The sequence below is a fragment of the Brevibacillus composti genome (assembly GCF_016406105.1).
GTDB lineage: Bacteria > Bacillota > Bacilli > Brevibacillales > Brevibacillaceae > Brevibacillus > Brevibacillus composti.
The window spans coordinates 2,505,132-2,524,762 of record NZ_CP066308.1 but is presented as its reverse complement, the minus strand read 5'-3'; the positions used below and the strand labels follow the sequence as shown (position 1 = coordinate 2,524,762).

General features: G+C 54.3%; 21 protein-coding genes. All 21 read left to right on the top strand.

From position 1 onward, the window contains the following. The first annotated feature begins 35 nt into the window (after nt 1–35). The 21 genes from JD108_RS12890 (at nt 36) to JD108_RS12790 (ending at nt 19,568) form a co-directional block, all read left to right on the top strand. On the top strand, nt 36–2,102 hold the full coding sequence (locus JD108_RS12890) for a methyl-accepting chemotaxis protein (RefSeq protein WP_198826474.1): 2,067 nt from the start codon (nt 36–38) through the stop codon (nt 2,100–2,102). 107 nt (nt 2,103–2,209) lie between these two features. After that, nucleotides 2,210–3,397, top strand: coding sequence for a D-alanyl-D-alanine carboxypeptidase family protein (locus tag JD108_RS12885; RefSeq protein ID WP_198826473.1), 1,188 nt, complete (start codon nt 2,210–2,212; stop codon nt 3,395–3,397). Between the two features lie 147 nt (nt 3,398–3,544). Then, nucleotides 3,545–3,895, top strand: coding sequence for an anti-sigma F factor antagonist (gene spoIIAA, locus JD108_RS12880; protein ID WP_198826472.1), 351 nt, complete (start codon nt 3,545–3,547; stop codon nt 3,893–3,895). 2 nt (nt 3,896–3,897) lie between these two features. Then, nucleotides 3,898–4,344 (top strand): anti-sigma F factor, encoded by a 447-nt coding sequence (spoIIAB, locus tag JD108_RS12875; RefSeq protein WP_198826471.1) that lies wholly within the window; start codon nt 3,898–3,900, stop codon nt 4,342–4,344. Nucleotides 4,345–4,355: 11 nt separating this feature from the next. Next, the gene (gene sigF / locus JD108_RS12870; protein ID WP_198826470.1) at nt 4,356–5,111 is read left to right on the top strand and encodes an RNA polymerase sporulation sigma factor SigF; all 756 of its coding nucleotides are present in this window, start codon (nt 4,356–4,358) and stop codon (nt 5,109–5,111) included. 196 nt (nt 5,112–5,307) lie between these two features. After that, the gene (locus tag JD108_RS12865; protein ID WP_198826469.1) at nt 5,308–5,922 is read left to right on the top strand and encodes a stage V sporulation protein AA; all 615 of its coding nucleotides are present in this window, start codon (nt 5,308–5,310) and stop codon (nt 5,920–5,922) included. Continuing rightward, nucleotides 5,919–6,338 carry a stage V sporulation protein AB gene (locus tag JD108_RS12860; protein WP_198826468.1) on the top strand — a complete coding sequence of 140 codons (420 nt, stop codon included), beginning with the start codon at nt 5,919–5,921 and terminating at the stop codon, nt 6,336–6,338. Before JD108_RS12865 ends, JD108_RS12860 begins: the two co-directional genes overlap by 4 nt. A 104-nt stretch (nt 6,339–6,442) precedes the next feature. After that, nucleotides 6,443–6,922, top strand: a complete 480-nt coding sequence (gene spoVAC / locus JD108_RS12855) for a stage V sporulation protein AC (protein ID WP_198826467.1) — start codon at nt 6,443–6,445, stop codon at nt 6,920–6,922. Nucleotides 6,923–6,933: 11 nt separating this feature from the next. Then, complete coding sequence (gene spoVAD, locus JD108_RS12850; RefSeq protein WP_198826466.1) at nt 6,934–7,962, top strand: stage V sporulation protein AD; 1,029 nt, start codon at nt 6,934–6,936, stop codon at nt 7,960–7,962. Then, complete coding sequence (spoVAE, locus tag JD108_RS12845) at nt 7,962–8,312, top strand: stage V sporulation protein AE (RefSeq protein WP_198830109.1); 351 nt, start codon at nt 7,962–7,964, stop codon at nt 8,310–8,312. Before spoVAD ends, spoVAE begins: the two co-directional genes overlap by 1 nt. A gap of 31 nt (nt 8,313–8,343) precedes the next feature. Further along, complete coding sequence (locus JD108_RS12840; RefSeq protein ID WP_198826465.1) at nt 8,344–8,964, top strand: stage V sporulation protein SpoVABEA; 621 nt, start codon at nt 8,344–8,346, stop codon at nt 8,962–8,964. After that, nucleotides 8,912–10,384 carry a spore germination protein gene (locus JD108_RS12835; protein WP_198826464.1) on the top strand — a complete coding sequence of 491 codons (1,473 nt, stop codon included), beginning with the start codon at nt 8,912–8,914 and terminating at the stop codon, nt 10,382–10,384. Before JD108_RS12840 ends, JD108_RS12835 begins: the two co-directional genes overlap by 53 nt. A 172-nt stretch (nt 10,385–10,556) precedes the next feature. Continuing rightward, nucleotides 10,557–11,879 (top strand): diaminopimelate decarboxylase, encoded by a 1,323-nt coding sequence (gene lysA / locus JD108_RS12830; protein ID WP_198826463.1) that lies wholly within the window; start codon nt 10,557–10,559, stop codon nt 11,877–11,879. A gap of 192 nt (nt 11,880–12,071) precedes the next feature. After that, complete coding sequence (locus JD108_RS12825) at nt 12,072–14,357, top strand: GGDEF domain-containing protein (protein WP_198826462.1); 2,286 nt, start codon at nt 12,072–12,074, stop codon at nt 14,355–14,357. A 103-nt stretch (nt 14,358–14,460) separates the two neighbouring features. Beyond that, on the top strand, nt 14,461–14,895 hold the full coding sequence (locus tag JD108_RS12820) for a peptidylprolyl isomerase (protein WP_198826461.1): 435 nt from the start codon (nt 14,461–14,463) through the stop codon (nt 14,893–14,895). Nucleotides 14,896–15,147: 252 nt separating this feature from the next. Continuing rightward, on the top strand, nt 15,148–15,822 hold the full coding sequence (locus JD108_RS12815; protein WP_198826460.1) for a site-2 protease family protein: 675 nt from the start codon (nt 15,148–15,150) through the stop codon (nt 15,820–15,822). A gap of 21 nt (nt 15,823–15,843) precedes the next feature. After that, nucleotides 15,844–16,602 (top strand): segregation/condensation protein A, encoded by a 759-nt coding sequence (locus JD108_RS12810; protein ID WP_198826459.1) that lies wholly within the window; start codon nt 15,844–15,846, stop codon nt 16,600–16,602. Then, complete coding sequence (scpB, locus tag JD108_RS12805) at nt 16,602–17,186, top strand: SMC-Scp complex subunit ScpB (RefSeq protein ID WP_198826458.1); 585 nt, start codon at nt 16,602–16,604, stop codon at nt 17,184–17,186. The genes JD108_RS12810 and scpB overlap by 1 nt, the downstream gene beginning before the upstream one ends. 87 nt (nt 17,187–17,273) lie before the next feature. Further along, nucleotides 17,274–18,440, top strand: a complete 1,167-nt coding sequence (locus tag JD108_RS12800; protein ID WP_198826457.1) for a D-alanyl-D-alanine carboxypeptidase family protein — start codon at nt 17,274–17,276, stop codon at nt 18,438–18,440. Next, nucleotides 18,433–19,023 (top strand): nucleoside recognition domain-containing protein, encoded by a 591-nt coding sequence (locus tag JD108_RS12795; RefSeq protein WP_198826456.1) that lies wholly within the window; start codon nt 18,433–18,435, stop codon nt 19,021–19,023. The genes JD108_RS12800 and JD108_RS12795 overlap by 8 nt, the downstream gene beginning before the upstream one ends. Before the next feature lie 11 nt (nt 19,024–19,034). Beyond that, entirely contained in the window at nt 19,035–19,568 is a 534-nt protein-coding gene (locus JD108_RS12790; protein WP_198826455.1) for a spore maturation protein, read from the top strand. Nucleotides 19,569–19,631: the final 63 nt, after the last annotated feature.

Below are 19,631 nucleotides of genomic sequence, written 5' to 3'. Positions count from 1 at the left end.
TCATGAGGAAGATATCAGACATAGGGGGTATTTTCATGCGGAGAATCCGATTGCCTCGGTTTGGCCAAAAGGATCAATCAGCACCGCGTACGCTCTCACGGGCAGCAGATTTCATTACCCGGAATCTGCAGGGGTCCCTGGCAAAAAAGATGATTGCCTTTGGTATTATTCTCGTCATTATCATTATTGGTGCCCTGCAATACATAGCACTCTCGTTTTCGAAGAATACCCTCATCGGGATTACCTCCAGTCAGGCAAAAATGCTGGCCGAACAATATGCAGGCAGCATGGAAGACTGGATTGAAGATGTGAAGGCCAGTTCGCTGGAAACCGCCTCGAAAAGAGTGATGACCACGGAACTGGAGCCGTTGATCATGGAACAATTCAGGCTCCTGCGGCAATCCCATAAGGAAGTGTCCAAGGTTTATCTGGTTGATTCAAATACAGGGAATTCGATCTTCTCCCTGACGGGGAAAAATGAAATTGATTTTAAACAAAAACAATACATGCAGCAAGCGCTCTCTGCCAAGGGGCCTGTTTTCTCGGACGAAGAGGTAGAGCTGGGCACGGAGCGGAGCTTTATCTATCTGGCGACCCCGATCGGGGAGAAGAATGAGGATACCTCCCGCATCTTGATCGTCGGTTTTCAAATCGACCCGCTCCTGAACAAGACGGCTGAAATTCCCTTTATGCAAAATGGACATGCCTTTATCGTGCGCCCGGATGGATTGGTCGTCGCCCATAAAGATCCGGCGCAGAATAACCAGCTGTCTCTGGCAGAAAATCGGGATTACGCCGATCTGTTGGAACTGGTCAACACGCACCAAAGTCAGAGCCTAGAGTATGAAGCCGACGGGGTCAACTCGTTTGCGGCGCTTGCCCCCATCCCCTCCCTCGGCTGGAGCCTCGTGCTGACGACCGCTTCGTCGGAGGTTTACGGCGCACTGAGTGGCATGGGATATACGTTTGCACTGATCAGCATACCGATCATCGTGCTCGCCGCCTGGTCGATCTGGTGGTTTGCCATGCGGATTCGCAAATCCCTGCTCGCGATTGCACGGGACATGGAGAAAATCGGTTCCGGCCACTTTGATGTCCGTGTTGAGGTGAAAGGAAGGGACGAGCTGGCCCTGGTCGGCCAAAAGATGAACGAAATGGCGACGGAGCTGCGCAAGCTGGTCGCTCACGTCCAGGGACAGGCGAACCGGCTCCATACGGCGGCGGAGGAACTGAATCTGTCCGCCCAGCAAAACACCGGGGCGATCCACTCGATCACCGAGAATATCTCGATGATTTCCGAGCGGGTGTCGCAACAAACGCGCGAGGTCCTCGCTGCTGCGACGACGGTCTCCGAAATATCGCAGGGGGTCGAGCAGGTAGCAGTCGCCGCCGAAGCGACGACTCGCGCAACTTCCAGCACCTTTGAGCGGGCGCAGGACGGCATGAAACTGGTGAAAAATGTGATTACCACGGTTCGGCAGGCGACAGGAGAAGTGGAGCGGACAGCCGAACAGATGCACGGTCTGCGGGAGCGGGCCAGACAGATCACAAGCATCGTGGAGATGATCAGCAGCATTGCCTCCCAGACGAATCTGCTGGCTCTGAATGCCGCCATCGAAGCAGCCAGAGCGGGAGATGCCGGACGCGGATTTTCCGTCGTCGCCAGCGAGGTGCGAAAGTTGGCAGAGGAGAGCAGCTCCTTCTCTGAGCGGATCGCCTCGATTGCCCACTCGATTAATGACGAGGCGATGGACATGAGCAAGCATATGGACGATATCGTCGCGATGGTCAGTTCGGGACTCCAGTCCGTGGAAACCGTCGGGACCGCGTTCCAGCACATCGTCGCCGATATTCAGTCAGCCGCGGAGCAGAGCGAGTCCATGTCCGCCGCGTCAGAGGAGATGGCCGCGGGCAACCAGGTCGTCACTTCCTCGATGCAACGCCTGTCGGCAGTATCGGATGAGATCAACCAATCGCTGGGCGGGGTCGTCACGACGGTGGATGAGCAGCTTCACGCCATCGCCCGCATCAGCGACAACGTAGAAGAGCTGAAGCAGCTGGCCGACGAGCTGGCTGAAAATGTCAGGAAATTTGTCATTTAAGCTATGCACGCATGACTCCCTTCTGAAAAGAGGGGAGTTTTTTCGTTGTGAATATTTTCCTTTGCAGATGGTCAGAATAGAGACATGAATGGAGGGAAGAGTTTGCTATGAAAAGGAGTCTGCATCTGAGCCTATGCTTCATCTTATGTGTTGCGTTCTTTTCTCCGATCGGAGTCGCGGCGAAGGAGAAAGCGCCAGCCAAGGATGGGCTGATGAACTTCGCGCCGCACGCCACTTCCGCCATCCTGATGGAAGCGGATACGGGGACAGTCTTGTTTGAAAAAAACGCGTACGAGAAGCTGCCTCCTGCTAGTATTACCAAAGTCATGACGCTTTTGCTCATCATGGAGGCGCTGGATCGCGGAGAGATCAAGCTGACGGACAAAGTTCGCACCAGCGAACGGGCTGCCTCGATGGGCGGCTCTCAGATTTTTCTCCAGCCCGGTGAAGAGATGACCGTCGAGGACATGGTGAAGGGGATCGCGATCGCCTCAGGCAATGATGCCTCCGTCGCGATGGCCGAGCATCTCGCAGGCACTGAAGAAGCGTTTGTCGCCAAAATGAATGAGCGCGCCAAACAGCTCGGGATGAAGCAGACGCATTTCGTCAACTCAAATGGATTGCCCGCACCTGGACATGTCACCTCTGCTATGGATATCGCCATCATGTCGCGAGAACTTTTGAAGCATGAACAGATCACCAAGTATACAGGAATTTATCAGGATTATTTGCGCAAGGAAACCGCCAATCCCTTTTGGCTGGTCAACACCAATCGGCTGGTCCGCTTTTACGAGGGCGTCGACGGATTGAAGACCGGCTATACCGGTGAAGCCAAATACTGTCTGACCGCGACAGCCAAACGAAACAACATGCGGGTCATCGCCGTGGTGATGGGTGAACCGGATACCAAGACGAGAAATGCAGAAATCTCCACTCTGTTTAATTACGCCTTTGCTCATTATCAAGTAGCCCCCCTGTACAAAAAAGGGGAAACCGTACAGGCATTGACAGTCGACAAAGGAATGCAGCCGCAGGTAAACGCCATTACGCCGCATTCGGTCAGCCTCTTGATGAAGCGGGGCGAGTCGGCGGAGCAGTATGAGCGCGAAGTCGTGTTGAAGCCGAGCGTGGACGCGCCTTTGGACAAAAACGAGGTCATCGGACATATCTTTATCCGGACGAAAGACGGCAAGGAAGTGAACCGCGTCGATCTCTATCCGGAACAAACGGTGGAAAAGGCAGGCATGTGGCAGATTCTCAAGCGAACAACGAGAAGTGTTTTGATCCCTTATTGACAGACAGCGAGAACGCGAAAAGAATCGAGTCGCCTCGAATTGTATCATGTGGCCGCTCGATTTTTTTGTTCTTTTGTCGCCTGGCAGGAAATGGATAGAAGGAGAAAGAAGAGAGAGGGTACTACGGGATGAAGGAGTGTATCAGCCATGAGTTTACGCATCAGCATGGAGACCAAGCAAGATGTCCTGGTCGTCCGTTTGCAAGGCGAACTTGACCATCATACAGCAGAGGAATTGCGCGCAAAAGTCGATCAATTGCTGCGCCAATCATCCATACGACACATCGTGCTCAGCCTGGCCGATCTGGCTTTTATGGACAGTTCTGGGATCGGTGTCATCCTCGGACGCTACAAGCAGATTTCGGCGCGTTCCGGTGAAATGGTCGTTTGTTCGATCAATCCGACCATCTACCGGATCTTCGAAATGTCAGGCTTGTTCAAAGTGATCAAGTTTCGTGAGAACGAAGCGGAAGCACTTCATATTCTGGGGGTGGCGTAGTGATGGCACAGCGCAATTACATGAGTGTATCGTTTGCTGCGCTCAGTCAAAATGAAGCATTTGCCCGTGTGGCAGTAGCTTCGTTCATCTCTCAGCTGGATGTCTCCGTGGAGGAGATGGAGGAGATCAAGACGGTCGTATCGGAGGCCGTCACCAATTCGATCATTCATGGCTACGATGAAAATCCGGAGGGGATCGTCCGCATCACCGTCAAGATTGAGGACAATGTCGTGGAACTGATCGTGGAAGACGAGGGCAAAGGGATCGAAGACGTCGATCAGGCAATGCAGCCGCTCTATACGAGTAAGCCGGAGTTGGAGCGATCGGGCATGGGCTTTACCATCATGGAAAATTTCATGGACTCGCTTGAAGTGGCAACTGCTGTCGGGAAAGGGACGACCGTCCGCCTGACAAAAAGCCTTTCTTTTGCCAAAGCATTACAAAATTAGGAGCAGTGCCTATGGGTGCCGATATCAAAAACGCCAGTCAGCCGTTTCTTACCAATGAGCAAGTGAAAGAACTGATCTCCCTGAGCCAGAGCGGGGACGCGCAAGCGCGCGAGACGCTCGTGAACAGCAATATTCGGCTGGTGTGGTCAGTGGTTCAGCGTTTTATTAACCGGGGCTACGAAGCCGACGACCTGTTTCAGATCGGGTGCATCGGGCTTTTGAAAGCCGTGGACAAATTTGACCTGAATTATGATGTAAAGTTCTCCACCTATGCTGTGCCGATGATCATCGGGGAGATCCAGCGATTTTTGCGCGATGATGGTACAGTTAAGGTAAGTCGCTCCCTGAAGGAAACGGCCAACCGGGTGAGACGGACAAAGGACGAGCTGTACAAGCAGTTCGGACGGGCTCCTACGATTTCAGAAGTAGCCGAAGCCGTAGGCATATCTCCCGAGGAAGTTGTGTTTGCCCAAGAGGCGAGCCGCACGCCATCGTCCATTCATGAGACCGTGTTTGAAAATGACGGCGATCCGATCACCCTGATCGATCAGATCGCAGACGAAAGCGTCAGCAAGTGGTTTGATAAAATTGCGCTGAAGGATGCCATCAGCCGACTGACCGAGAGGGAGCAGCTCATCGTATATCTCCGCTACTACAAAGATCAGACGCAGTCTGAAGTGGCGGAGCGATTGGGAATCTCTCAGGTGCAGGTGTCAAGGCTGGAAAAAAGGATTCTGCAAACGATCAAAGACCAGATTGAGCAATAGCTCTCTGGTCTTTTTTCGTGGAACGGGCCTGTACCGAAGGAAGCGCGTTCCTATGCGTAGCGACTTTGCGGAGCCTCGCATGGTAACGTGCTTCCTCTCACTACGGCCGCGTGATACGGTATATCGGGTGCATGGCTTGTTCATAGAAGAGCATACTAGCGGGTACACTGCGGTTATCAGAAAGGAGGAGGATCGGATGAGCGAGCCGTTGTTTATCAAGCTGCGCAAACGCCTGGCGGTCAAACCGGAGTCGATCATCACGCTGGGGGACATCTGTCAGCTTTTCTGGGACGGCAGGCGCGAGGAGGCGCTGGCGCGCATGCCTGTCTATCAGGTAAAACCGTCAGACGGCAATCTCATCATTATCGATATTATGCAGGTCATCAAACAGATTCGCCGCGTGTACCCGGAAGCGGCTTTGGAGGTGCAGGGGTCCGCGCACATCATCGTGGAAGTGATGAATCCTCGCAAAAAAGCTAGTCTTCTGCTGGTAGCGATGGTATGGGTCCTGCTCTTTGTCGGCGCGGGCCTGGCGATCATGAATTTCCATACGGATGTGAGCATGCCGCAGGTACATCAGCGGATTTATTCCTTGATTACCGGTCAGAAGAGCAAGCAGCCCCTCTGGCTCCAAATTCCCTATTCCTTCGGGATCGGTTTGGGAATGATCCTGTTTTTTAACCACATCTTTCAGAAGCGAATCAACGAGGAACCCAGTCCACTCGAAGTTGAGCTGTTTTTGTATCAACAAAACCTCGATCAATACTACATTCAGCATGAAAACCAGGAGAACGAACGAACCAAGCCATGAGCGTTTGGCAGCCCATTCTGCTGATCGTCATTGGACTGGGGGGAGGGCTCGCTGTAGGCAGCGGGTTTGTCGCGTTTATCACCGTCTTGGATATTATTCCCCGCTTGACGCAGCTCACGAATGCCCATCGATTTATTCGCTCATTTGAATGGGCGCTAGTGAGCGGCGCGCTGCTTTTTACGCTCGCCGACTTTTTTCAGTGGAGCGCCGGCATGCCCCGTTTTGCGGCTTCCGTCTTTGGCCTGTTCGCCGGTATATTCGTGGGAACGCTGGCGGCTGGCTTGACCGAGGCGCTCAACGTCTTTCCGATTCTGGCCAAACGCCTCGGCATGGATTCCCGGTTGATTCTGCTTTTGATGGCGATGGTGCTGGGCAAGATCGTCGGTTCTTTGCTGCAGTGGTGGCTCGGCCTTTAGCTAGATGCTCTGGAAAATTGATCCATTCATAGAAAAAGGAAGAGGCAGACAAGATAGGGATATGTGCACAGACTGGCGAGATGAAAGCGGAGGGGGCTTACCAGATGGCAACAAAAACGAAGTCGAATGGTTCCAAACAGATGACACAGCAGCTCTATAAACAGCATGCGGCCAAGTACCAGCCCAAGCGCAATGTGCTGCTCAACTCAGTCCGCGCGTTTTGGGTGGGCGGGACGATCTGCCTGCTCGGTCAGGCCCTGCAAAACATGTATATTCACTTCTTTGGTTTTACGGAGAAAACGGCCAGCAATCCTACCGTTGCGACGCTCATTTTTATCGCCATCCTGCTGACGGGCCTCGGCGTGTATGACAATATTGGCCAATACGCCGGCGCCGGCTCCGCCGTTCCGGTCACGGGCTTTGCCAATTCGATCGCCTCTGCCGCGATCGAGCATCGGAGCGAAGGTTTCGTGCTGGGCGTAGGCGGCAACATGTTCAAGCTGGCCGGCTCCGTCATCGTATTTGGTGTGGTCGCCGCCTTCATCGCCGGCCTCATCAAAACGCTATGGAACATGATGATGTGAGGGGAACATACATGAGCAATCAATCGGGTGCTTTTCGGGTAGGGAGACAGACCTGGCTTTTTCCGAACGATGTCCGCATTCTGGCCACGGCGACAGCAGTCGGGCCAAAAGAGGGACAAGGTCCGCTTGGCAGCATGTTTGATCAGGTGTACGACGATCTTTACTGCGGTCAGGATTCCTGGGAGAATGCCGAACGGCAATTGATGCAGGACGCCGTGTCGATCGCCCTGCAGAAGGCGCAACTGACAGGAGCGGAGATTGATGTTTTCTTTGCCGGAGACCTGTTGAGCCAGAACATCACGACCAGCTTTGCCGCTGAAAAGCTGGCCATCCCGCTGATGGGCATGTACGGCGCCTGCTCCACCTCCATGCTCACATTGGCCAATGCGGCTGCCTTGGTGAACGCGGGCTATGCGAAAAAAGCAATTGCAGCATGCAGCAGTCACAATGCCACGGCCGAACGTCAATTTCGCTACCCGACGGAGTACGGTGGACAGAAGCCGCCCTCTGCGCAATGGACAGTCACAGGAGCAGGCGCAGCGGTCGTCGGGACCGGAGGGAAGGGGCCGCGCATCACGTATGCCACGATGGGAAAAGTCGTCGACATGGGGATTAAGGATCCGTTTGATATGGGATCGGCCATGGCGCCGGCTGCGGCTGCCACGCTGCAAACGCATTTCGCCGACACGAAACGGCGGCCGGATGACTATGACTTGATCGTCACGGGAGATTTGGCGGCCGTCGGATTCCCGATCCTCAAAGATTTGATGAAGCGGGACGGGTACGATCTGGACGGGGTGTACAACGATTGCGGGCTGATGGTCTATTCGCCGGATCAGGACGTCTTTGCGGGCGGGAGCGGCTGTGCCAGCAGCGCCGTAGTGACGTATAGCCAGATCGTGGACCAGTTGAACAAAGGTGTGCTGAAAAAAGCTTTGGTGTGTGCAACAGGAGCGCTCTTGAGCCCAGTCAGTTACCAGCAGGGCAATTCAATCCCCTGTATCGCCCACGCTGTCTCACTGGAAGGAGGTGTGGCATGATGGAATATCTGATCGCCTTTGTGGTTGGCGGACTCATCTGCGTCATTGGCCAACTGCTGCTGGACATAGGCAAGATGACGCCGGCCCATGTGATGAGCACCCTCGTCGTAGCCGGGGTCGCTCTCGATTTTCTCGGCGTTTACGACAAGTTCATTGACTTTGCCGGTGCCGGTGCGACGGTGCCGATTACCAGCTTCGGCCACTCCCTCTATCACGGAGCGATGCAGGAAGCGGAACAGCACGGCTTGATCGGAATCGTCACGGGGATCTTTGAAGTGACGAGTGCGGGAATCTCCGCGGCGATCGCCTTTGGCTTTTTGGCGGCACTCGTATTCAAGCCAAAGGGTTGACCCTGATTCGATGGGGGAAGGTGAAAGCAGCATGCCTGATCAGCGGCGAAAGGTGATTTTGATCACGGACGGGGATCATGTCGCGCAGAGGGTCGTTGAAACCGTCGCCAGACAAATCGGAGGGCGCTCCATTTCGTTATCGGCAGGCAACCCGACGCCGCTCTCCGGCCCTCAGATGGTGGAGCTGATCAAGATGACGCCGGAGGATCCCGTCCTGCTGATGTTTGACGACAACGGCGACCGCGGTCATGGCCGCGGGGAGCAGGCGATGGAATATGTGGTGAAACATCCCGATATCGAAGTGCTGGGCGCCATTGCAGTCGCGTCAAATACGAAATGGGTAAACGGGGCCACCGTCAAGGTTTCCGTGGACAACCAGGGCCGCATTGTCGAAGAAGCCGTGGACAAAGACGGTTTTGCGGAGACGGATCTGGAAAATCGCATCTATGGCGACACGGTGGATATTCTGAATCGGCTTCAGGTCCCACATGTGATCGGGATCGGCGATATCGGCAAAATGCAGGGAAGGGACAGCCTGCGGAAAGGTTGCCCCATCACCTTGGCTGCAGTGAAATGGATACTGGAAAGGAGCGGGTTCGATGGCCGTAAAGCAAGCGGAGGAAAAAAGACTGATCGTCGAAAACCTGGATGAAAACAAAACGTACCTGAACGACATGCTCGGGATTGGGGTCAATTTTGACATCGGGCTTCACGAATTTTCGGTGGGACGGACGCGGCTTCTCCTGTATTACATCAACGGATTTGCGAATGACAATATCGTGACCCAGGTTCGGCGTGATCTGAACGACCTGCGGGAGAGAGATATGCCCGCAGATGTATTCGAGCACTTGTATCACAAATATATTCCTTATTATCAAATGACCAAGATCGAGACCGCCAACGAGTTTATCGACAAGCTGCTCGTCGGTCAGGTGGGGCTGATCATCGAAGGTGCCAAAAGCGCCATTCTCATGGATGCCAAAATCCTGCCGACCCGCACGCCGGAGGAGCCGGACACGGAGAGGATCGTTCGCGGAGCTCATGACGGCTTTACAGAAACCCTGGTCATCAACACGGTTCTTACCCGGAGACGGATCCGTGACGAGCGCTTGCGATTTGAAATTATCCAAGTCGGCAAAAGGACAAAGACCGACGTCGCCATCGCCTACATAAAGGATGTGGCAAATAAAGAGCTGATCGAAAAGCTGCGGGATCGCCTGCAAAGAATCGATATCGACGGCATCCCGATGGCCGAAAAGACGGTCGAAGAGTTTATTATCGGCAAGACCTTCAACCCCTTTCCGCTCGTCCGCTATACGGAGCGTCCTGACGTGGCGGCCGTCCATCTCTTGGAGGGTCATGTGCTGATCTACGTGGATACCTCTCCCAGCGTCATGATTACACCGGCTACCTACTTTCACCACGTACAGCATGCGGAAGAATACCGGCAGACTCCTGTCGTCGGTGCCTACCTGCGCTGGGTCCGTTTCTTCGGGATCTTCGCATCCGTCTTCCTCTTGCCGGTATGGCTGCTTCTGGCGATGAACAAATGGATGATCCCGGAGGCGCTCGATTTTATCGGGATCAAGAAAACGGGCAGCATTCCGCTCTTGGCCCAGTTTTTGATGGCGGAAGTCGGTCTGGATTTGATGCGGATGGCTGCGATTCATACGCCTTCGCCCTTGTCAATTGCCATGGGCCTTTTGGCGGCGATCTTGGTGGGGGAGGTGGCGATCAATGTGGGCCTGTTTGCGCCGGAAGTCATCCTGTACCTGGCCGTGGCTGCCGTCGGGATGTACGCCACTCCAAGCTACGAGCTCAGTCTCGCCAATCGGCTGGTGCGACTTTTTCTCATCCTGATGGTCGGCTTCTTCTCCACGACGGGATTGATGATCGGCTTGCTCGTCGTCCTGGTCGGCTTGGCGGCCACTCGCTCTCTCGATACCCCCTATCTCTGGCCGTTTATTCCGTTTAACTTCAAGGGATTCAAGGATATTTTGATTCGGATGGCGGTTCCGATGAAGAACAATCGGCCGAGCATTGTCCGCTCCACCAATTCGTCAAAGCAATAAAATATTCTGACAACGGAGACTGCACCCATTGTCAAATGCGCTTTATTGTAGTAAATTGATTCTTGAGATTTTTTTTGGTAGACGTGGCAACTGTTTTCCTGCAGTTGCCTTTCCTATAGTAGGATAGAGAGAACATTCATTTACTCAGCAGCCGATTGGAGAGGATATGGGGATGTATTTACACGGAACGAGTCGCGTCAACGAACAGGGACATTTGGAGATTGGTGGCTGTGATGTTACGAAACTGGCGGCGGAATTTGGAACGCCTCTGTACGTCTATGATGAAGCGTTGATCCGCAGCAAGTGCCGCGCTTTTGTCGACGCATTTCGGGCATCGGGCTTTTCGTTTCAGGTTGCTTATGCGAGCAAGGCATTTTGTACGATGGCGATGTGCAAGCTGGTCGAAGAAGAGGGGCTTTCCCTCGATGTGGTCTCCGGGGGGGAATTGTACACAGCCCTGCAAGCAGGCTTCCCCGTTGAGCGGATCCACTTCCACGGCAACAATAAATCGCTGGAAGAAATCTTGATGGCACTGGATGCAAAAATCGGCTGTTTTGTCGTAGACAATTTCTATGAGCTGTCGCTCCTCGCCGAGCTGGGCCGGGAAAGACAGGAAAAGATCGCGGTGCTGCTGCGGGTAACACCCGGGGTGGAGGCACATACGCATGAGTATATTTCCACCGGACAGCAGGACTCCAAGTTTGGCTTTGACGTCATCAGCGGGCAGGCTTTGCAGGCCATTCGCCAGGCAGAGACGAGCGAATGGCTGGAGCTGCTGGGTGTGCACAGTCATATCGGCTCACAAATTTTTGAAGCAGAGGGCTTCCTGATCGCGATCGGTCGTTTGGCCGAGCTGTTGGACGAGGCCAGGAAAGAAGTCGGCTTTGTATCCAAGGTGCTGAATGTAGGGGGCGGCTTCGGTATCCGCTATGTGGAGGGTGATACTCCCATGCCGCCGGAGCATTACGTCCAAGCGATCACAAAGGCCGTGCGCGAGGAATTCCAGACGCGCGAGCTGCCGCTGCCGGAGCTGTGGATCGAGCCGGGCCGCAGCATCGTGGGCGATGCCGGCACCACCCTTTACCATATTGGTTCGCAAAAAGAGATCCCGCAAATTCGCAAGTACATCGCGGTCAATGGCGGGATGACGGACAATTTGCGGCCGGCCCTCTATCAAGCGAGATACGAGGCGGCGATCGCCAACCGCATGAACGACAAGGATACGGAAACCGTCTCGGTCGCGGGCAAATGCTGCGAGTCGGGAGATATGCTCATCCACGACATTGCCCTGCCGGAAGCGAAGCCTGGCGACATCTTGGCCGTCAGCAGCACCGGCGCGTACGGATACGCCATGTCCAACAATTACAACCGCATCCCTCGTCCGGCCGTCGTCTTTGTGCATGAAGGCACAGCGGAGCTGGTCGTCAAACGGGAATCCTTTGCGGACATGGTCAGCCATGACCTGCTGCCCAAGGGCTCCAAAGTGATGCGGTAATTGAAAAACAGAATCGCTATTCTGATGAGGCAGGCCTTCTCCTTTGCGGGGAGGCCTGCCTTTTCCGATGCGACCCATGCCTTCGGTTCCACGGGTTCTGATCGTTCTGACCTTTATCATTTGTTCACCATCTCTTTACAAGAGCTTAAGAGTCTCTTGTCATAATGGGGAAGTGAGGAGGCTAGATCCATCATGTGGTCGAATTGGGCAAAGGGGCTCCGACGACGTTTCTCTATCTTTTCGCTGGACGGCCGCAGTACCGTCACGTCACTGATTGGGCAGGAGGTTCGCGGAGGCGCGACGGTCGTCCTGTTTTATGCGGACATCGTGCGGATGACCGAGATCGAAAATCGTTACGGAGATATGATAGCGAAAAGAGTGCTCCACATCTTTGAGAGGATTCTGCCTGGTGTCTGTCGAGATGTTCTGGAGATAAAAGGGCGGGTTCTGGCGATTCAGAGAATGTGGGGCGATGATTTTGCAATTTATGTATCATTTCCTCGCGGCACATACGAGGAAGAATGCCGTTTGCTTTCCATCAGTTTTCAGGAACAGACGGAAATGCAGTTAAATCGCCAAGTCAGCTTTGTCAACCGAGAGGATTTGCACGTCCATATCGGCTATTCGATTTTTCCCGGTCAGGACGTGGTCAAGGAAATGTATACGTCTGTCAAGCATGCCGTGCATATGGCCAAATACGGCATCACTTCTGAAAAATATACCTATGTGACACAATATCATCGTCTTTTGCAGCAAGAAGAGATTCACATGCATTTTATGCCGATCGTCGATTTGCGGGATGGCAATCCGCTCGGCTGGGAGGCGCTCGCCCGGGGACCGGAAAACACGCCGTTTTTCTCGCCATCCATGCTATTCGAGTACGCGGAAGAGACGGATACCGTCTTTCGTCTGGAGCATATCTGCCGGAAGCGGGCCCTGGAGTATTTGCGCTATCTCAGGCCGGAACAGAAGCTGTTTATTAACCTCGATCCCCGCGCGATCGACGATCCGTATCTCTTGCGCGGCGAATTGCTGAAAGTTCTGGAGCAAACCGGGCTTAATCCCCATAATGTGGTGCTGGAAATTACCGAGCGACACGCGATTACGAACTACACAGTTTTTCGCAAGATCATCGAAGAATACCGGAAAAAGGGGTATCTGGTCGCGGTCGATGATGCCGGGGCAGGGTATTCCAGTTTGGAATCGATTACGGAGATCTATCCTGACTTTATCAAGCTGGACATGTCGCTGATTCGCAACATCGACGTAGATCCGATCAAACAGGCCTTGTTGGAGACGTTTGTCCAATTTGCCGAGAAAGTGAAATGCAAGATCATTGCCGAAGGAATCGAGACGGAGAGAGAACTCGAAACCTTGATGGAGCTGGGCGTCTCCTTTGGCCAGGGCTATTATTTGGGCCGGCCGGCAAAGGGCCTGACCCAAATCCCCGGCAAGGCGATGAATTTCCTCCGCGGCATCCAGGAGAAGATCATGAAGACAAACAGAGACCCCTTTCTGTTTGCTCCCGGCATCACCGATGTCCTGACCAAGACGATCTGTGTGGAAAAGCAGGCAAAGGTTCGGGAGGTTCACCAGATTTTCGAACAGAACAAACGAATCGAAAGCGTGATTGTGCTGGAGGCTGGCAAACCGATCGGACTTGTCATGCGCTTTCAGCTCTATCAGGTGCTGGGCGGACAGTACGGGATCGCACTCTATTACGAGCGTCCGGTCTGGCAGATCATGAACACCAATCCGCTGACGGCCAAGAAGGACGATCTAATCGATGAAGTAGCGAAGCGAGCCATGGCCCGAGACTCCTACCATCTCTACGATGTCGTGATTATTACGGGGGATGAGGGGGAGTATCTCGGCATTATCACCGTACAGAGTCTGCTGGACAAGATGGCCTCGATTAAGTTGGAGATGGCGACGCTGGCCAATCCGCTCACCGGCCTTCCCGGCAATATCCAGATCGAACGGGAGCTGCACGCCCGCATCAAAAGGCGTGAGCAGCAGGTCGTCATCTATTGCGATCTCGACAGGTTCAAGTGGTTCAATGACCAGTACGGCTTCGAAGTAGGGGACCAGATCATCGTCCGTACGGCAAAGCTGTTGCATGAAGCTGTACAGCGCTACGGCAACCCGTCTGACTTTCTCGGCCACATCGGCGGCGATGATTTTATCGTCATCACCACCCCGGAGTGCGCAAATGCGATGACGACGTTCATCATTCATGTGTTTTCATCTTATTTCATCGATATTTATCAAAAACGGAACATCTCAGACGGGGCAGCGTTATCGATGTCCATGGCTGGCGTCATGCTGGTCAACGGCCGTTTTTCCGGCGTGGAAGACCTTGCGCAGCAGGCGGCATGCCTCAAGGGGGTGGCCAAAAATATGCCGGGGACCGTCTTCGTATCGGACAGGATCGAGGAGCAGACGGAGCTGGCGGAAGGAATGGCCCCCGGCATGTAGCTTCTCTGCGCTTTGCATGCGGATCAACTGTTTTCCTTTTTCGTCCGTTTCGCGTATAATCGAAGGCGTACATAATCACTTGTTCGAAAGGGGTCCCTACATAATGAGCAAATACGCTACGATTGAACTGGAAAATGGCGGTACCGTCAAGCTGGAGCTGTTTGAAAACGAAGCGCCGGGCACGGTAGGCAACTTTGAAAAACTGATCAAAGAAGGCTATTACAACGGTTTGACGTTCCACCGCGTGATCCCTGGCTTCGTCGCGCAAGGCGGCTGCCCATACGGCACGGGAACCGGCGGTCCTGGCTACACCATTAAATGCGAAACCGCGGGCAACCCGCATAAGCACGTTCGCGGCGCTCTTTCCATGGCCCATGCCGGAAAAGATACAGGCGGCAGCCAATTCTTCATCTGCTACGATGCGTTCCCACATCTGGACGGCGTGCATACCGTTTTTGGACAAGTCGTCGAGGGCATGGAGCATGTGGACAAAATCAAACAAGGCGACAAAATGAAAGAAGTAAAAATCTCCGAATAAGAACGCGCCGATTGTAACGAAAACCCGCGAATCCGTTTTGCGGGTTTTTCTTTATGGAAACATGCGATTGGTCCAAACCGGAACCGACACGGGTACACCGATTTTCCCCGCTTCACAAGTTCTAGGCGCAGGGAGCTCAAAGCCCTGATCCCACACGGGGCTTGATTCCCTCTCCTCCGCGGTCAGACAGGCTTGTAAGCCCGGCGCTCTGCTGGTATGCTAGAAGATAGCCTTTTTACGGAGGAGAACGGAATGGACTTTGGGAATTTGTTTCACTTTGAATGGGAGACCGTGCCCTTTCGCCTGATCGCATTTGTGATCGCCTTTACCTTGCATGAATGGGCACATGCCTTTGTCGCCTGGAAACTCGGGGACGACACCGCGAGACAAATGGGGCGGCTTACGCTAAACCCTGTTCCGCACATCGATCCCTTCGGATTGATACTGATCTTGTTCGGTCCGTTTGGCTGGGCCAAGCCCGTACCGTTCAATCCAGTCAACTTTCGCGGCAACAAGCGGTTGGGGATCGTCTACGTAGCAGCGGCGGGACCGCTCGTGAACTTTATTTTGGCCGTCGTTTTCATGGTCATTTACGTCGTGGTGATGAAATCCGGTGTTCTGCTGGACATGAGCGACAAAATGAGCCTTGCCATCCGTTTGACGCTCGCCAACTGTGTGGTCATCAACTGTGCGCTGTTCGTGTTTAACCTGCTGCCGATCCACCCGCTCGACGGGTCCAAAATCGTCCGGTTTTTATCGCCGCGCCGGTGGGACAGCTTCTTTTACAAATGGGAGATTTACGGCCCATGGCTGTTGCTGCTGTTAATCTTCTTGCCTGCAATCAGGGGGCTCATCCTGGGAGTTCCGCTGGAATTAGCCATCACGAGCGTGGAAGAGATTGCTTTTTCAATATTAGCGCTGTTCTAGTCAAGAAACGAGGGAGAAGTCGTGTCGTACAGCATCAAACTGGATTCCTTTGAAGGGCCGCTTGACCTCCTCCTGCATCTGATCGACAAGGCGGAAGTGGATATATACGACATCCCCATCGCGGAGATCACCGAGCAGTACCTGGCCACCATCGACACGATGCAAGAGCTGCAGCTCGACGTCGCCAGCGAATTCGTCGTAATGGCGGCGACGCTCTTGTCGATCAAGAGCAAGCTGCTGTTGCCGCGAAAAGAAGAGCAGGTCTTTCAAACGCATTTGGATATGGACGTCGAAGAAGTGGATCCGCGGGAAGAGCTGATTCAGCGACTGCTGGAGTACAAGCGCTACAAGATGCTGGCGGAAACCTTGCGGGAGATGGAAATCGGACGCAACCAGGTATTCACGCGCCCGGCGGAAAATCTCGCTCCTTATGTGCGCGAGGAAGAAAATACCGTGAAAGACGTCTCCTTGTACGACCTGCTCCATGCGCTGGAAAAGCTGGTCAAACGGGTCTCGCAGACAGATCCGGTGGCAAAGGTATCGAGAGATGAAATCTCGATCAAGGAGCGCATGGGGGAGATTCGCCAGCTGGTGAAAGCCGGCGGGGGAATGGTCCGATTCTTTCAACTGTTTTCGGAAAACCCGACGCGGACGGAGATCGTCACGACCTTCCTGGCACTCTTGGAACTGATGAAGTCCAAGCAGGTTACCTGTGTGCAAAACAAGCTGTTTCATGACATCATGATCTGTGAAAGTTCAGAGAAAGGGGCCCTTGGTTGATGGATTACGACAAGCTGAAAGGCGTCATCGAAGGCTTGCTGTTTATCTCCGGCGATGAGGGCATCGACGCCAAGCAAATCAGTGAGATTCTGGAGATCCCCGAAGACGAGGTCGTCGATTTGATCGAGGATATGAAAGCGGATTTTCGCCGTGCCGGCAGGGGAGTGCAGATCGTAGAGGTGGCAAAAGCCTATCAGCTGACCACGCTCCCGGAGCACGTCCCTTATTTTGAGCGGCTCGCGACCTCGCCCAGCCAATCGACGCTGTCCCAGGCCGCCTTGGAGACGCTAGCGATTATCGCCTACCGTCAGCCCATCACGCGCTCGGAGATTGAGGAGATACGCGGGGTCAAGTGCGAAAAGGCGTTGAACACGCTGCTCTCCAAATTGTTGATTCGAGAGGCGGGCAGAGCGGAGGGCGTGGGGCGGCCGATCCTGTATGCGACCACAAAAGAATTTTTGGAGCATTTCGGCTTGCGAGAACTGAGCGACTTGCCGGAGCCTCCCGTCAATCTCAACATTGAGGAAGCACGGGCAGAAGCGGCGGCTCTCTTTGGCAGCACAGAGCCACCTGAAAACGACTAGCGCGGACCGGACAGATTCGGTACTAACGAATGTCTCGTCCCCATATACTGGTACAAACTGCCGGTAACGCAAAATGGGGAGGACGTTATGAACGTACGGAAAGTTCTGTCCGTCGTGCTCGTCGTTTTTCTTTTTTTTCCGCTGCTGATTCCACCAGCGGGAACCGTCTCTGCCGCAGCCGCAGCCCCCGGAATCTCTGCGGAAGCTGCAGCGCTGATCGACGTAGCCAGCGGACGTATCCTGTATTCCAAAAATGGTTCAAAGAAAATGCGAATCGCCAGTTTGACCAAGACGATGACCGCCATCGTGGCCATCGAAAACGGCCGGATGGAGGAGGTCGTCCGCGTCCCGAAGGAAGCTGTCGGCGTAGAGGGATCCTCGATTTATTTGAAAGAGGGGGAAAAGCTGACGCTGGAAGAACTGCTCTACGGACTGATGCTCCGCTCCGGAAATGATGCAGCGGTGGCCGTCGCCCATCATGTGGGGGGATCGGTTCCCGGCTTTGTCTACCTGATGAACGAAAAAGCGGCGATGCTGGGGATGGCCCATACCCACTTCACCAATCCGCATGGGCTGGATGACAGCAATATGCACTATTCTACCGCAGAAGACATGGCCAAGTTGTCTGCGTATGCCTTAAAAAATCCGCTGTTCCGGCAGATTGTTTCCACCAAAGTAAAAAACATCTCCTGGGAGGGAGAAGCGTACGATCGAAGACTGCAAAACAAAAACAAGCTGCTCCACCTGTATCAAGGCGCGGACGGCGTAAAAACCGGGTACACCAAGCTGGCCAAGAGATGTCTGGCTTCTTCCGCGACCCGGGACGGACGGCAGCTGGCCACGATTACGCTGAATGCGCCGGACGACTGGAATGATTCGATGGCGCTGATGGACTGGGGCTTTCAACAATTTTCCCCGGTCACCCTCGTGAAAAAGGGGGAGGCGATCGAAACCGTGCAGTCGCCCAGAGGCGATGTACTCAAACTGGCGGCGATGAACGATTGGGTCTATCCGCTCCGCAAAGGGGAGGACGGACAGATCAGGAAAGAAGTGATCCTGCAGGAGAAGCGAATCACGCAGGAGCTGGCGGGAAGCCATGTCGGATTCTTGCGCATCACCTTGGGAGAGCGGGTGATCGGAAAGGTGCCGATCACCGTTCAAGACGATACGCCCACGATGGCAAGCAAAGGAGAGCCTCGTTCCTTCTGGCAGCGGATTTGGGAGATCATGGCAGGGGGGATGTGGAGTGCTTAATGTCATCTGGCTCGCGCTGATCGTGATCAGCATCGTGGTCGCCGCCTTCACAGGACGGATCGAAGCGGTAAATCAGGCAGCTTTTGAAGGAGCCAAGACAGGGGTGACCGTATGCTTTGGCTTGCTCAGTGTGCTTGCCTTTTGGATGGGTATGATGAAGATCGCGGAAAAGGCCGGGCTCATGGAAGGACTGGCCCGCTTGCTTTCGCCGATCATCGGACGGCTGTTTCCCGACGTCCCCAAAGGCCATCCGGCGTTGGGCTACATTCTCTCTAACATGAGCGCCAACCTCCTCGGGCTGGGCAATGCGGCCACGCCGATGGGGCTGAAGGCGATGGAGGAGCTGCAAAAGCTGAATCCTGACAAGCAAAAAGCGACACCGGCGATGTGTACCCTGCTTGCGATCAATACGGCCGGCATTACCTTAATTCCGACGACGATGATCGCGATTCGGATGCAGTACGGCTCCGCCAATCCGGTGGACATCGTCGGGACGACCCTGCTCGCCTCCTTTGGCGCCACACTCGTCGCACTGATACTCGACCGTCTGTACCGTGCCCGTCATGATCGCAAAACTAGATAGGGGGCGTCCGCATGTATCAATGGGTTTCCCTGCTCTCCCTATGGGCCATTCCGGTGATGATCGCCTTCATCTTGGTTTACGGCTGGAGCCGCCGTGTACCCGTTTATGAGACCTTTGTCGAAGGAGCAAAAGGCGGACTTGTGACGACGATCCGGATATTGCCCCATCTGGTTGCGATGATGGTGGCCGTGACGATGTTTCGCGAGTCAGGAGCGCTGGGCTGGCTGCTCTCTCTGTTGGCGCCGCTTCTCGCGGTGTTTCATATCCCGGAGGAAATCGTCCCGCTCGCGCTCCTGCGGCCGATTACCGGCACGGGATCGCTGGCCGTCGCAACCGATATGATTGCCCAGTACGGGCCGGATTCCTTTTTGGGGAGACTGGCTGCTACCATGCAGGGCAGCACGGATACGACGCTGTATGTGTTGACGGTCTACTTCGGAGCGGTGGGAATTCGCAATTCCTCGTACGCGCTCCGCGTAGGGCTGTGGTCCGATCTGGCCGGAGTCATTTTTTCTTTGCTGATCGTATCCTATGTGTTTTCGTAAAAAAGATATTGGAAGAATCGGGCTGCCTGTGCGTAATGCAGGCAGCTTTTTTCTTTTGCAGCG

Bases quoted from the DNA above. Each gene is read 5' to 3' on its own strand.
- JD108_RS12890 (WP_198826474.1), top strand. From the start codon at position 36: ATGCGGAGAATCCGATTGCCTCGGTTTGGCCAAAAGGATCAATCAGCA.
- JD108_RS12885 (WP_198826473.1), top strand. From the start codon at position 2,210: ATGAAAAGGAGTCTGCATCTGAGCCTATGCTTCATCTTATGTGTTGCG.
- spoIIAA (WP_198826472.1), top strand. From the start codon at position 3,545: ATGAGTTTACGCATCAGCATGGAGACCAAGCAAGATGTCCTGGTCGTC.
- spoIIAB (WP_198826471.1), top strand. From the start codon at position 3,898: ATGGCACAGCGCAATTACATGAGTGTATCGTTTGCTGCGCTCAGTCAA.
- sigF (WP_198826470.1), top strand. From the start codon at position 4,356: ATGGGTGCCGATATCAAAAACGCCAGTCAGCCGTTTCTTACCAATGAG.
- JD108_RS12865 (WP_198826469.1), top strand. From the start codon at position 5,308: ATGAGCGAGCCGTTGTTTATCAAGCTGCGCAAACGCCTGGCGGTCAAA.
- JD108_RS12860 (WP_198826468.1), top strand. From the start codon at position 5,919: ATGAGCGTTTGGCAGCCCATTCTGCTGATCGTCATTGGACTGGGGGGA.
- spoVAC (WP_198826467.1), top strand. From the start codon at position 6,443: ATGGCAACAAAAACGAAGTCGAATGGTTCCAAACAGATGACACAGCAG.
- spoVAD (WP_198826466.1), top strand. From the start codon at position 6,934: ATGAGCAATCAATCGGGTGCTTTTCGGGTAGGGAGACAGACCTGGCTT.
- spoVAE (WP_198830109.1), top strand. From the start codon at position 7,962: ATGGAATATCTGATCGCCTTTGTGGTTGGCGGACTCATCTGCGTCATT.
- JD108_RS12840 (WP_198826465.1), top strand. From the start codon at position 8,344: ATGCCTGATCAGCGGCGAAAGGTGATTTTGATCACGGACGGGGATCAT.
- JD108_RS12835 (WP_198826464.1), top strand. From the start codon at position 8,912: ATGGCCGTAAAGCAAGCGGAGGAAAAAAGACTGATCGTCGAAAACCTG.
- lysA (WP_198826463.1), top strand. From the start codon at position 10,557: ATGTATTTACACGGAACGAGTCGCGTCAACGAACAGGGACATTTGGAG.
- JD108_RS12825 (WP_198826462.1), top strand. From the start codon at position 12,072: ATGTGGTCGAATTGGGCAAAGGGGCTCCGACGACGTTTCTCTATCTTT.
- JD108_RS12820 (WP_198826461.1), top strand. From the start codon at position 14,461: ATGAGCAAATACGCTACGATTGAACTGGAAAATGGCGGTACCGTCAAG.
- JD108_RS12815 (WP_198826460.1), top strand. From the start codon at position 15,148: ATGGACTTTGGGAATTTGTTTCACTTTGAATGGGAGACCGTGCCCTTT.
- scpB (WP_198826458.1), top strand. From the start codon at position 16,602: ATGGATTACGACAAGCTGAAAGGCGTCATCGAAGGCTTGCTGTTTATC.
- JD108_RS12800 (WP_198826457.1), top strand. From the start codon at position 17,274: ATGAACGTACGGAAAGTTCTGTCCGTCGTGCTCGTCGTTTTTCTTTTT.
- JD108_RS12790 (WP_198826455.1), top strand. From the start codon at position 19,035: ATGTATCAATGGGTTTCCCTGCTCTCCCTATGGGCCATTCCGGTGATG.